This window comes from Bifidobacterium avesanii (assembly GCF_009299475.1).
Classification (GTDB): domain Bacteria; phylum Actinomycetota; class Actinomycetes; order Actinomycetales; family Bifidobacteriaceae; genus Bifidobacterium; species Bifidobacterium avesanii.
Map to the genome: position 1 here is coordinate 1 of NZ_WBSN01000011.1, position 12,639 is coordinate 12,639.

The 12,639-nt window shown below is 63.6% G+C and carries 14 protein-coding genes; 5 read left to right on the forward strand and 9 right to left on the reverse strand.

Annotation, left to right across the window (positions count from 1 at the left end; all coding sequences use genetic code 11):
• Positions 1-302 (forward strand): transposase (locus tag DSM100685_RS06765; RefSeq protein WP_240811893.1); only part of this gene is annotated, 302 nt, incomplete at its 5' end.
• A 79-nt stretch (positions 303-381) separates the two neighbouring features.
• On the opposite strand, the gene pstB is transcribed toward DSM100685_RS06765, so the two are convergent.
• The 6 genes from pstB to DSM100685_RS06795 all read right to left on the reverse strand — a co-directional run bounded on the left by pstB (position 382) and on the right by DSM100685_RS06795 (position 6,943).
• On the reverse strand, positions 382-1,161 hold the full coding sequence (pstB, locus tag DSM100685_RS06770; RefSeq protein WP_152350598.1) for a phosphate ABC transporter ATP-binding protein PstB: 780 nt from the start codon (positions 1,159-1,161) through the stop codon (positions 382-384).
• Positions 1,162-1,194: 33 nt separating this feature from the next.
• The gene (pstA, locus tag DSM100685_RS06775; protein ID WP_163201029.1) at positions 1,195-2,187 is read right to left on the reverse strand and encodes a phosphate ABC transporter permease PstA; all 993 of its coding nucleotides are present in this window, start codon (positions 2,185-2,187) and stop codon (positions 1,195-1,197) included.
• Complete coding sequence (gene pstC, locus DSM100685_RS06780) at positions 2,187-3,140, reverse strand: phosphate ABC transporter permease subunit PstC (protein ID WP_152350599.1); 954 nt, start codon at positions 3,138-3,140, stop codon at positions 2,187-2,189. The genes pstA and pstC overlap by 1 nt, the downstream gene beginning before the upstream one ends.
• Positions 3,141-3,236: 96 nt before the next feature.
• The gene (pstS, locus tag DSM100685_RS06785) at positions 3,237-4,373 is read right to left on the reverse strand and encodes a phosphate ABC transporter substrate-binding protein PstS (protein ID WP_152350600.1); all 1,137 of its coding nucleotides are present in this window, start codon (positions 4,371-4,373) and stop codon (positions 3,237-3,239) included.
• 234 nt (positions 4,374-4,607) lie between these two features.
• Positions 4,608-5,312: a response regulator transcription factor gene (locus DSM100685_RS06790; RefSeq protein WP_152350601.1), complete on the reverse strand. Its 705-nt coding sequence runs from the start codon at positions 5,310-5,312 to the stop codon at positions 4,608-4,610.
• 314 nt (positions 5,313-5,626) lie between these two features.
• Positions 5,627-6,943, reverse strand: a complete 1,317-nt coding sequence (locus DSM100685_RS06795; protein ID WP_420837380.1) for a sensor histidine kinase — start codon at positions 6,941-6,943, stop codon at positions 5,627-5,629.
• Between the two features lie 92 nt (positions 6,944-7,035).
• On the opposite strand from DSM100685_RS06795, the gene DSM100685_RS06800 reads away from it, so the two are divergent.
• From DSM100685_RS06800 to DSM100685_RS06810, 3 genes are all read left to right on the forward strand, one after another.
• Positions 7,036-7,575, forward strand: coding sequence for an arsenate reductase/protein-tyrosine-phosphatase family protein (locus DSM100685_RS06800; protein ID WP_152350602.1), 540 nt, complete (start codon positions 7,036-7,038; stop codon positions 7,573-7,575).
• 251 nt (positions 7,576-7,826) lie between these two features.
• Positions 7,827-8,363 carry a hypothetical protein gene (locus DSM100685_RS06805; protein ID WP_239512699.1) on the forward strand — a complete coding sequence of 179 codons (537 nt, stop codon included), beginning with the start codon at positions 7,827-7,829 and terminating at the stop codon, positions 8,361-8,363.
• A 327-nt stretch (positions 8,364-8,690) separates the two neighbouring features.
• Positions 8,691-9,152, forward strand: coding sequence for a hypothetical protein (locus DSM100685_RS06810; RefSeq protein WP_152350603.1), 462 nt, complete (start codon positions 8,691-8,693; stop codon positions 9,150-9,152).
• A 195-nt stretch (positions 9,153-9,347) separates the two neighbouring features.
• Here DSM100685_RS06810 and DSM100685_RS06815 read toward each other — a convergent pair whose 3' ends face one another.
• Positions 9,348-9,530: a hypothetical protein gene (locus DSM100685_RS06815; protein WP_152350604.1), complete on the reverse strand. Its 183-nt coding sequence runs from the start codon at positions 9,528-9,530 to the stop codon at positions 9,348-9,350.
• Positions 9,531-9,571: 41 nt separating this feature from the next.
• Here DSM100685_RS06815 and DSM100685_RS06820 point away from each other — a divergent pair, with 41 nt between their 5' ends.
• Positions 9,572-10,858, forward strand: coding sequence for a Gfo/Idh/MocA family protein (locus DSM100685_RS06820; protein WP_152350605.1), 1,287 nt, complete (start codon positions 9,572-9,574; stop codon positions 10,856-10,858).
• A gap of 19 nt (positions 10,859-10,877) precedes the next feature.
• Here DSM100685_RS06820 and DSM100685_RS06825 read toward each other — a convergent pair whose 3' ends face one another.
• The gene (locus tag DSM100685_RS06825; RefSeq protein ID WP_152350606.1) at positions 10,878-11,309 is read right to left on the reverse strand and encodes a nucleoside 2-deoxyribosyltransferase; all 432 of its coding nucleotides are present in this window, start codon (positions 11,307-11,309) and stop codon (positions 10,878-10,880) included.
• Between the two features lie 138 nt (positions 11,310-11,447).
• Positions 11,448-12,503, reverse strand: a complete 1,056-nt coding sequence (gene ilvC, locus DSM100685_RS06830) for a ketol-acid reductoisomerase (RefSeq protein WP_152350607.1) — start codon at positions 12,501-12,503, stop codon at positions 11,448-11,450.
• Positions 12,504-12,639: the final 136 nt, after the last annotated feature.

Sequence of the window (12,639 nt, forward strand, 5' to 3'; positions counted from 1 at the left end):
AGGAAGACCGCAGGAAAGGCCGGGGCATGATGGCCGAACTCATCGAATCCCTCGCCGTCAAAGGCGCGACACCAGGATGCCCCGAACTCGCCACGCTCGGCCGCACCCTCAAACGACGCATGAGCGATATCCTCGCGTTCTTCGACCACCCCCACGGGGCGAACGGGCCCACCGAGGCCGTCAACGGCCGACTCGAAACCCTCAGAGGCATCGCCCTCGGATTCCGCAACCTCGACAACTACATCACCAGAAGCCTGCTCCACACCGGCGGATTCAAACACGCCATCCAAACCCACCTCTAACCACCACCCCTACACACCAAAATGCGAAGAGCCGTTATATGAAAAAGCCCCGCCGAAGCGGGGCTTTTTCATATAAGGATCAGCCAAAGCGACCGGTGATGTAGCGCTCGGCCTCTTCGTTCTGCGGGTTGTTGAACATCGTGGTGGTGTCCGCGAAGTACTCGAGGTGGCCCGGCTGGCCCACGGCCTTCAGGTTGAAGAAGCCCGTGAAGTCGGCGATACGGGCGGCCTGCTGCATGTTGTGGGTCACGATCACGATCGTGTACTCGCCCTTCAGCTCGTTGATCAGGTCCTCGACGGCGAGCGTCGAGATCGGGTCAAGGGCGGAGCAGGGCTCGTCCATGAGCAGCACCTGAGGGTGCACGGCCACGGCGCGGGCGATGCACAGACGCTGCTGCTGGCCGCCGGACAGGCCAATGCCCGGGTTGTCCAGACGGTCCTTGACCTCCTGCCACAGGTTGGCGCCGCGAAGCGCCCACTCGACGAGGTCGTCGGCGTCGGACTTGGAGATCTTGCGGTTGTTCAGGCGAACGCCGGCGAGCACGTTCTCACGGATGGACATCGTGGGGAACGGGTTCGGGCGCTGGAACACCATGCCCACGTCGCGGCGCACGGCCACGGGATCCACGTCGTCGGCGTAGAGGTTCTTGCCTTCGAGCAGGACCTCGCCCTTGCAGTGGGCGCCGGGGATGATCTCGTGCATGCGGTCGAGGGTGCGCAGCACGGTGGACTTGCCACAGCCGGAGGGGCCGATGAAGGCGGTGACCTTGTTGGCCTCAATGTGCATGTTCACGTCTTCGACGGCCAGGAAGTTGCCGTAGTAGACGTTCAAATGGTTGACATCAATACGCTGTCCCATTATGGTTCCTTTGGTTTTGTTCCTAGAGTCGAATCACTGTTCGGTCTTGACCGCGAAGATCTTGGCGACCAGACGGCCCAGCAGGTTGAGCAGAAGCACGATGACGATCAGCACGAGGGCGGCGGCCCATGCGCGCTCGGTCGGGATCGTGGGGACGCAGGCGGCGCCGGCGCTCTTGGTGCAGACCACGGCCATGGTGCTGTACTCCTGGTACACGTACACAGGCAGCGTGGTCATCTGGCCGGAGAACAGGTTGAAGTTCGTGGAGCTGATGTAGCCGGCGGTCATAAGCAGCGGGGCGGTTTCGCCGATGACTCGCGCGATGGCGAGGATCGCGCCGGAGACGATGCCCGGCAGGGCCGTCCTCAGGACGATCTTGGTGATCGTGCGCTGCTTGGTGACGCCCAGTGCGTAGGAGGCCTCGCGCAGGTCGCCGGGGACGATCTTGAGCATTTCCTCGCTGGTCTTCACCACGGTCGGCATCATGAGCAGGGACAGTGCGACCGAGCCTTCGAAGCCGTTGATCGTGCCGGGGCCGCCCAGGATGGTGAACATCGAGAAGGCGAACAGGCCGGCGACGATGGACGGGATGCCACTCATCACGTCGACGAGCAGGGAGATGGACTTCGCGAGCTTGCCGCCATGGGCGTACTCGACGAGGTAGACCGCGCACAGCAGGCCGATCGGGATGGAGATGACCATCGAGCCGAAGGTCACCTCAAGCGTGCCGATGATGGCGTGGAGCACGCCGCCGTAGCCGCCGGAGGGGGACGGCTTGCCGCCGGAGATGCCCTTCATGTTGTGGGACAGGAAGTCCAGGTTCAGACGCTGGAAGCCGTCCGCGATGGTGGTCCACAGCACGGAGATCAGCGGGATCAGGGCGATGATGAAGGCGATCACGATGAGCGCCTGCATGATCGCGTTCTTGCGCTTGCGCGCCGCGATGAACGAACGGGTCGGCTTGAACTTGTCGAAGTCGATGACGGGCGCGCCGTCCATCGAGCTCTTCTTTGCCGCTTCAGCCATCAGACACCTGCCTTATCGGTGATCTTGCGGGCGATGTAGTTGACCACGAAGGTCAGCACGAACAGCACCAGACCGGTGCCGATCAGCACCGACACGCCAAGGTCGTCCGCCTCAGGGTACTGGGCGGCGATGTTCGCGGCGATCGTCTGGCTCTGCGAAGCCTGCAGCAGTTTGAACGAGTAATTGAGGCCGGGGGAAAGAATCATGAGCACGGCCATCGTCTCGCCGAGTGCGCGGCCGAGGCCGAGCATGGAGGCCGACACGATGCCGGACTTGCCGAACGGAAGCACGGCGAGCTTGATCATTTCCCACTTGGTGGCGCCGAGCGCCAGCGCGGCCTCCTGCTGCAGGCGCGGGGTCTGCAGGAAGATGTCGCGCGACACGGAGGTGATGATCGGCAGGATCATCACGGCGAGCACCACGGCCACGGTTGCGACGGTGCGGGACGGGTTCGCGGCCGGACCGGCGAAGATCGGGATCCATCCGAGGTAGGTGGCCACCCAGTTCCAGAACGGGTAGATGGCCGGCACGAGGATGATACCGCCCCACAGACCGTAGATAACGGAGGGGATGGCGGCGAGCAGGTCCACGACCGAGCTCAGTACGGTGGCCAGCTTCTTCGGCGCGTAGTGCGAGATGAACAATGCGATGCCGAGGGAGACGAAGAAGGCCAGAATCAGCGCGAGGGCTGCGACGAGCACGGTGCCGAACAGCAGCGGGCCGACGTACTGCCAGAAGTTGGTGGCCTTGCCGCCGGTCAGCGTGTTGATGGTCTCGGAGTTGGCGGACTGGTCACCGCCGATGAGCGGCCACGCACGGTAGAGCAGGAAGAGCGTCACCGCGCCGAGGACCACGAAAATCATGATGCCGCACGCATAGACGACGCCACGGAAGACCTTGTCGGCGGTCTTGCCGGTCGCGGGCTCCACGGCAGCCTTGTCTTGTGAACTCACGGGTTCTCCTTATATCGCTGCTTATCCGCGAAACCGCAGCCCGCTCGGGGAAGGTCCCTGATCAAGCGGACTGCGGTGTCAGCGGATGAGCAAAGCTCACTTGATGGCGTTGATGGACTCGGTCACCTTGGCGCGCAGGGTGTCCGAAATCGGGGAGGAACCGGCGTCCTCGGCGGCGGCCTTCTGGCCCTCGTCGGAGGTGACGTAGGTCAGCCAGGACTTGACGAACTTGGCGGTGTCGTTCTTGTCGTTCTGGTAGGACGGGCAGGCGATCATGTAGGAGACCAGGATGACCGGGTAGGCGCCGTCGGCGGAGGTGGTGCGGTTGATGTTCACAACCACGCGGTTCGCACCCTCGGCGGAGGAGTCAAGCTGGGAGTCGTCCAGCGTCTTGGCGGCGGAGCCCTCCTCGTTGTAGGCGACGTACTTCTCGCCGACCTTGACGGCCACGGTGCCGAGGGAACCAACGGCGGAGCCGTCGGCGTAACCGATGGTGCCGTCGGCCTGCTTGACGGTGTTCACCACACCATCGGTGCCCTTGGCGGCCTGGCCGACCTCGTTCGGCCAGTTCTCGCCGACCTCGTAGTTCCAGTTGTCCTTGCCGCCGGCCTTCTGCACGTAGTCGAGGAAGTTCTTGGTGGTGCCGGACTTATCGGAGCGGTGGACCACGGTGATGTCCTTGGCGGGCAGGTTGACGCCGGGGTTCTGCTCGGTGATGGCCGAGTCGTTCCACTTGGTGATCTTGCCGTCGAAGATCTTGGCGATGGTCGCGGCGTCGAGGTTGAGGTGCTTGTCCTGGCCGGAGATGCCGTCGAGGTTGAAGATCACGGCGATCGGGGACACGTAGACCGGCACGTCGAACGCGGTGGTGCCGGCGGCGCAGGCCTTGTCGGAGGACTGCTTGACCTGATCGGCGGTCAGGGCGGCATCGGAGCCGGCCCAAGCGGCGGAGCCCTGCAGGAAGGCGGTCACGCCGGCGCCGGAACCGGACGGATCATAACCGATCTTGACGTTGGGGTTGGCGTCCTGGAAGGCGTTGGTCCAAGTCTGGACGGCGGTCTTCTGGGAGGACGCGCCCTTGCCCTGGAACTCGCCGGACAGCTCGGAGGAGGAAGAGTTGGAGCCGGAGGCGGTGTTGCCGCTCGTGGAAGTGTTGTCACCGCAGGCGGCGAGAGAGGCCATCGCGGCAATGGAAGCCACGGCGGCAATGGAACGAATCACAATCTTGCGCATTCTTGTTTCCCTCTATCTATTGTCGACGGCCCGGGACCCGAGCCGCCTTTCTCATGACACATCCAAGCCTAAAGGCGCGGCGAGGGGGTGAAATCCAAAAATGGTGAACGGAAGATGAACAGTTTTCGATCACTCTGCGCGTAGATGCGATCGCCGGCGTCCGCCGCTGTGAGCGTTCAACTACGTTGTTGCGTTCACGCGCCCGGACGCCGGCGAATTGGGCCGCGAAACGACTTACTCGGCCTCCGGCTCGTCGATCTTGTAGCCGAGGCCGCGCACGGTCGTCAGGTACTTGGGGTGCGCCGGGTCCTCCTCGATCTTGGAGCGCACGCGCTTGACGTGCACGTCGAGGGTCTTGGTGTCGCCCACGTAGTCGGATCCCCAAATGCGGTCGATGAGCTGATGGCGGGTCATCACGCGTCCCTTGTTCTGCATGAGGTACTCGAGCAGCTCGAACTCCTTGAGCGGGAAGAACACGGTCTCGCCGCGCACCAGCACCTGATGCTGTCCCACGAGCATGGAGACGTCGCCGCACTTCAGGGGCATGTCTTCGTCGCCGCCGGGCGCCAGCGAGCCGCCCTGGTTGCGGCGCAGCACCGCGCGGATGCGGGCCAGCAGCTCGCGGAACGAGTACGGCTTGGTCACATAGTCGTCCGCGCCGATCTCGAGGCCCACCACTTTGTCGATCTCCGCGCTCTTGGCGGTGAGCATGATGATCGGCACGCGGCTCTGCTCGCGGATGCGGCGGCACAGGGACGTGCCGTCGAGCCCCGGCAGCATGAGGTCGAGCAGCACCAGATCGATGCCGCCCTTGGTGAACAGCTCAAGCCCCTCCTCGCCGGTCGCCGCGGCCGACACTTCGAATCCCTCGCGGTGCAGCTGGTACACCAGCGGCTCCCTGTACGACTCCTCGTCCTCGACGATCAGAATGCGAGTCATGCTTCCGATGCTCTCCTTCTCCCGCGCTTCCGCCCGGTTCGGCCCCTCCCGGTTTCGTCCGGCAGACGCGGCGTTCATGAATCCGCCACCCATCATACCCACCGGAGCCACCGCGGATTCACGTTCCGTTCGCCTTATTCGTGAGCTTGGTCAAACGTCCGTCAGGAGCTACATTGTCGCTATAAAAACCACGTAGTTTTTTATGTTTTGGCGTGCGTTCCACGCCCACTGCACATCTCTTCGCCGACCTTTTGGAGATCCTTCGGCGACCCATTGAACGCCGCCGCCGATTTCCGACCTCATGCGGCGTGAATTCACGCGCCGGCGGGAGCTTGCTCCGTTTTGGTATCCGCGGCATTCTTGGCCTCGGGCAGCTCGATGGTGAAGGTGGACCCTTCCCCCTCGCGCGACCACACCGAGATGGTGCCGCCGCACTCCTGCACGCAGTGCTTCACGATCGCAAGCCCCAGACCGGTGCCGCCCGTGGCGCGGGAGCGGGCCGGATCCACGCGGTAGAAGCGCTCGAAGATGCGGTCGAGCGAATCCGCGGGGATGCCGATGCCCTGATCGACCACGCGGATGGTGACCTTGCCGCCCGCCACGGCCACGCCCACGCCGATCGTGGTGTGCTCGGGCGAATAGCGCACGGCGTTCTCCACGAGGTTCTTCACGGCGGTGGTGAGCGCCTCCTCGTCGAGGAACACGGTCGCGTCGCCATGCTCGTCGCGCTGCGCGGCCTCCGCAGCGGTGGGCGCCACGGGGGTTCCGTCGAACGAGATGTTCACGCGGATGTGCTTGTTGGACGCCTGCACGGCGTTCTCCTGCACGGCCTCGCGCACCACCTTGAGCACGGACACATTCGCCGCGGACAGGTTGAGCGCCTGACTGTTCTGAGCCTTCTGCAGGTCGATGAGGCGCTTGACCATCTCCGTCAGGCGCGCGGACTCCTTGGTGATGCGCCCGGAGAAGTAGCGGACCATGTCCGGATCGTCGGCGGCGTCCGTGATGGTCTCCGCGAGCAGACTGATCGCCCCGGCCGGGGTCTTGAGCTCGTGCGACACGTTGGTGACGAAGTCGCGGCGCATGGCCTCGAAGCGGCGCTGCTCGCTGATGTCCTCGATGAGCACGGCGTACAGCTGCTCGGTGATGCGGCCCGCGCGGATGCGCAGGTGCAGCGTGTCGCTCGGCGCCTTGTCCCCCGCCTTGATGCCCTTGCCGCTCATCTCCGGGCGCGGGCGCACGCCGGCCGGATAGTTGATCGGCATGTCCACCTCGCGCTGGAGGATCTCGCCGTCCTCGGCGGCCTGCGTGATGATGTCCTCCACCTCGCGCGACGACAGCCATCCGCCCTGCACCACGCCGAGCTGGCGCGCGCCGGGACTGTAATAACGGACCATACCGTGCACGTCCGCGATCACCACGGCGCTCGGCATCACCTCGATCAGCCCACGCTCCGCCTCGCGCACCGGCACGTCCTCGCCGAACAGCGACGACTCCTCCCCCATGCGGCGCAGTTCCTCGCGGCTGCGTTCCTCCTCGACCATGCATCCCGTGTGGTAGCCCCACACCCACACGCCGACCGCCGCCAGCAGCACGCCGACGATCACCGCCGCCATCTGCACCGTATCCAGATCACCCATGCCGACCTCGCTTCGTGTCGCTTTGCGCATCCGCTTCGCATCCTACGACGACGGGCCGTCGCAAACGACCTACAATCGTGCGCGTGAAGATCCTATTCGTATGCACCGGCAACATCTGCCGATCCCCGATGGGCGAGCTGCTGTTCCCGCGGTTCATCGCCGACCCCGCCATTACCGTGCGCTCGGCGGGCACGCACGGCCTGATCGACCATCCCATAGCCAAGCACTCCGGCGAGCTCATGCGGCACGACGGCATCGACCCGAGCGCCTTCCGCTCCCGCCGGCTCACGCCCGCCATCGCGCAGGACGCCGACCTTATTCTCTGCTTTGAAAAGGCCCAGCGCGCCGACATCGTGACCATGGCGCCGGCCAAGCACCGCCGCACGTTCGTGCTGCCCGACTTCGCCAACGCCTGCTCCTACTGCGCCAAGGCCGGCTACGTGCGGGGCGGATCTCCCGCCGCACGGTTGGAGTCGGTGATCGCCAACGCCGATCTGGCGCGTCCCCTCCTGCCGCCCGTCCACGATGTGGCCGATCCGCAGGGCAAGGACACGCCGGCGTTCATCACGGCGCACAACGAGATCGTGACCGCGCTGAACGCCATCGCCTTGGCGGTCCGATAGGACGACACGCCCGGAATGACGCCAAAAGGGGGGATTTTTAAGAGGGCATATGCCGATGCCCCCTTGATGAATTTTGTCTCCCAAGTCACAAATCGTTCATTTAGCCGTCATTTAGAGGATTCTCAGTTGTCGGCAGACGTGGTATGGTAGAGCACGCGTAAGGGGGAACACCTCATTCGAGATGCCTTTCGCATAACTGCACAAAGCAATGAGGGTTGTTGCATGCCCCCCAACGCATTAAGGAGTTACCCATGAAGGGACTGAAGAAGAAGATCATGGCGGTCGTCGCCGCCGTGGCCGCGCTGTTTGCCGTTAGCGCCGGCACCACCGCTGCTTTCGCCGAGGACTACGGTGCAGCCACCGTGGCCGGCAACACCGTCACCGTGTCCTACAAGGCCGGTGCGTTTGATCCGTACGAGACCGTGAACGTCACGGTTGACACCGACTACGTGTCCAACGTCGTGCAGGTCGCCAACAAGACTTACACGTTCAAGGCCGACGCTCAGGGCGCCCTGAACCTCAAGCTCACCCTGACCCAGAAGGCTCTCGCCAACGGTGGCACCGTGACCGTCGTGGCCAAGGGCGCCACTTCCGGCAAGACCTACAGCACTCCGGCCGAGGTTCCGGCCACCGGCGCTGGTGAGAACACCACCGCTGGCACCACCTCCTCCGAGTCCGCTGGTCTGGCCCAGACCGGTGCTTCTGTCGCTCCGTACGCGGTTGCCGCCGTCCTGCTGGTCGCCGCCGGTGCCGCTGCCCTGGCCGTTCGCAAGCAGAACGCCCGCTGAAATTAGCATTGTTCTGATCTAACTTCAGGGTTTCCAAAAATCCCGGGAATCGCAAGGTTCCCGGGATTTTTTATATGCCGTCGCCATCATCGCCGATGTAGCGGCGGACATCAGTGCACATTGCCAAACTGTAAAACTAATGCAATATCCCCCTGCATAGTCTTCGTCTATTCGAATATCTTTGTATTGTCTTTATCGAGCGATATTCCCAGCACAATACTTTGCATTAAAAGAAACTGCTAACCCTCGTGAATAACATCCCGTAAAAGCGATGTTATACTGACGTTGAAATCATTTGTTCGCATGCATGATGAAGGAGCGCATATCATGGCCGCATTGCTGCAGGGATTCAGCGAAATCAACCTCACCGTTCCGCCTCTGAAGACCGTCATGACCGTCACGGAAACCGCCATTCGATTCAACAAAGCCACCGCCGAGGCGCTGGATTACCCGGCGTACGCCAAAGTGCTCATCAACGAGCGCACCCGCCGCATCGCCGTCACCCCGTGCGAGAAGGACGATCCGAACGCCGTGAAGTTCAGCAAGCCTGAAGGCAAGCAGACCACGTCCGTGTCCATCAAGACCCCGCTTGTGCTCGAGGCCGTGCTGCGCTACTTCCCGCTGGACAAGGCCCCGGAGGGCGAAGTGTCCTACAAGTCCGTCGAAGGCAACGACTACCCGCGCGAGAAGGCCGTGATCTTTGCCGTGGACGAGGCCGTGGCCGGCACCATGAAGCACCGCGGCCGCCGCAAGGCCTCCGCCGCCGAAGACGCCTCCACCGAGGAGTAATTGCGGGCGTCATTGCAGACGCATTCGCACTTTCGGATGCGGTTTGAGACACGGCAGTATTTGTTTGCGTCTCAATCCGCATCCGTTTTTATTTGTGGATGCGATGCGAGACACGTGAGGGGCTAGTGCTGTCTCGAATCGCATCCAAAGTCAAAATGGGTGGCGGTTTGAGACGCAGAGCGGCACATCCATGTCTCAATCCGCATCCGCTTTTGTTTTTGGATGCGAGGCGAGACGCACATTGCTTCCAATGCCGACATGGGCTGCGACGCGAGACATGGAATGGGCCGCAAATGTCCGGCATCTCATCCAATGTTTAATGCGATGGCGATGGCGATGGCCAATACGACCGAGCACGGCGAAATGATCGCCGGACATAAGGCCCATGGCATTATCACAGCTCAGAGAGGAGCGGCAACATGGAGGATCGTCAGCCCGCCCAACGGCCGGTTCGATTGGCGCTCATCGGCGCGGGAAGCATGGGGCGGAATTACGCGCGGCTGATCGGCGAGCACGCCGCGAATCGCACGGATCGCACGGCTGGCGTGGATCGCACGAATTGTGCAGGCTCCCCGCTCAGCATCACGGCCGTGGTGTCCCGGCATGAGGAAACCACGCGGTGGGTCCGCGAGACGCTGGGCGATGGCGTCTTCGTCGCGCCTACGGCCGACGCGCTGTACGCTGCCGACGCCGATGCAACCGGAGCCGCAACAGGAGCCGCAACAGGAGATGCCGAAACCACGCTGTTCGACGCCGTGCTCATCGTGACGCCGCAGGAATCCCATCCCGCGCTCGTTGAGCAGGCGCTGCGCCACGGCAAGCACGTGCTGTGCGACAAGCCCGCCGGCAAGTCCGTGAAGCAATGCGAGCCCATGCTGGCCACCGCACGGGCCAATGCGCCTGATCTCGTGTGCGCCATGATCTTCCAGCAGCGCATGTTCGCCCGTCATCGCCGCATCCGCGAGCTCATCCGGTCCGGCGCACTGGGCGAGATCCGGCGTGCGCAACTCGTGGATTCGCAGTACTTCCGCACGGTCGCCTACCATCATTCTCGGCCGTGGCGCAGCAGCTGGGCGCATGAGGGCGGCGGCGTGCTGGTCAGTCAGGGGCCGCACATTCTGGACCTGTGGCAATGGCTGTTCGGTATGCCAAGCACGGTGCACGCCACGATCCCGTTCGGCAAGTACAACGATTTTGCGGTGGACGACGAGTCCACGCTGGTCATGACGTATCCGAACCGCATGACCGGCACGTTCATCATCACCACCGGCGAGGGCGTGGGCGAGACGCGGCTCGACGTGCAGGGCACGCGCGGTCAGCTGGTGATGGAGGGCGACTTGCTGCGCATCTGGCGCTACGACCGGGACACGGCCGACTATCGCCGTGAAACCACCTGCTTCAACGCCTCCGAACTGGGCGTCGAATACCGCGAGGAAACGCTGCCGGAGCCGGACGGGTGGGCGGCGTATTGGGCGCTCATGGAGAATTTCGCCGTCGCCGTGCGCAGCCAGGGCCAAAGTCGGAGTCGGGGCCGGGACCAGAAAGACGCGGTGGAGCCGGTTGCCACGTTGGAGTCCGGCATACGGTCTTTGGAGATCGCCGACGCCGCCTATCTGTCCGCATGGGAGGATCGGACCGTCACGCTGCCCCTCGACGCCGACCGCTTCGAGCGCGCCCTGCAAACGCACATCGCCGCCGAAGCATAGATCCGGAGCCGCGAGAACGCTAGAACTGCCTGAACGCCGGTTCCTCGTGGACGCCGGTTTCCAGCCACCGGGCGAGGTCGTCGGGGCCGGAGAACACCGCATCCACCGCCTGCGCGATCATGAGGTTCACCGTGGTTTCGGCCGTGAGCCCGTCCAGATACGCATAGACGGGGATGCCGTGGCCGTGCGCGAAGCCGATTTCGAACATGGTGCCCGGATCGTCGTCGATGAGATTGGCGATCACCGCGCGTGAGGCGAGTATGCCGGCACAGTCGTCCTCGAAGCACTTGCGCGGACCCACCTCGTCGATTTCACTGACGAACCGCGGCTTGAACAGCTTCCTGCCATGCGATTCCAACACCGCTTCAAGCCGTTCCATGCTGGCCACCTCGCGGTCGTTGAAGAACGGCCCCGCCGCGTAAAAGTCAAATTCCTTTGATTCCTGTCCCATACCGCCCACGCTAGCACGGCGATGTGCGTATGTATTAAAAAGCCGCCGTTCCTCCGGATGAACGGAGAAACGGCGGCTTGTGAAGATCTACGCGATCCGCGCGGTCACGCAAGCGCGATCACGAACGGATCGTCACACTCACTCCTGAACCTGGGCGCGGGCGATCTTGCCGGTGAAGGAGTTGGCCTCGTCGGCGTCCTTGGCCGGGCCGTTGTTCCAGGAGAACATGGCGCGCAGCTTCGGACCGACGGTCTCCAGGTGCGGGTGGGAGAACTTCTCCTGCAGGGCCTTGAACTTCGGGGCGCCGGCGGCCTGATCGTCCATGAACTCCTTGGCGAAGGAGCCGTCCTGAATGCGCTTGAGCTGGTACTCCATGCGCTTCTTGGTCTCCTCGTTGATCACGGTGCAGGTGTAGTCGCCGTACTGGGCGGTGTCGGAGCAGGACCAGCGGGCCTTGTTCAGGCCACCCTCGTTGGCCAGGTCGACGAGCATCTTGAGCTCGTGGAAGACCTCGAAGTAGGCGATCTCCGGCTGGTAGCCGGCCTCGGTCAGCACGTCGAAGCCCATGTCGCACAGGTGGTTGATGCCGCCCATGAGGACGTTCTGCTCGCCGAAGAGATCGGTCTCGGTCTCCTCCTTGAACGTAGTCTTGATGGCGCCGGCGCGCAGGGCGCCGAGGGCCTTGGCGTAGGCGAGGCACAGCGGCCAGGTCTTGCCGTCCGGATCCTGCTCGACGGCCACGACGACCGGGACGCCACGGCCGGCGGCGTACTCACGGCGCACGATGTGGCCCGGGCCCTTCGGGGCGACCATGAAGACCGGGTGGTCGGCGGACGGCTTGATGTAGCCGTAGTGGATGTTGAAGCCGTGGGCGAAGGCCAGGGCGGCGCCCGGCTTCAGGTTCGGCTCGACCTCGGACTCGTAGACCTTGGCCTGGTACTGATCGGGCAGCAGGATCATGACCACGTCGGCCTCGGCGACGGCCTCGCCGACCGGCTTGACCTCAAGGCCCTGCTCCTTGGCGAACTCGACGGACTTGGAGGTCGGGCGCAGGCCGACGACCACGTCGACGCCGGAGTCGCGCAGGTTCAGCGCGTGGGCGTGGCCCTGGGAGCCGTAACCGAGGATGGCGACCTTCTTGCCATCGAACACGGACAGGTCGGCGTCCTTCTCGTACCAGATAGTTGCTGCCATGATTGGCACTCCTTTGAGTTTGTTGGTGAAGTTATGTTTCCTGTGGTCGTTACGCACGAGGATTTTGTCCTGCAAACCGTGATCAATCTAACACGAAACACCCTTGTAACAATTTGGCCGTTCCACGAAGTGGGCG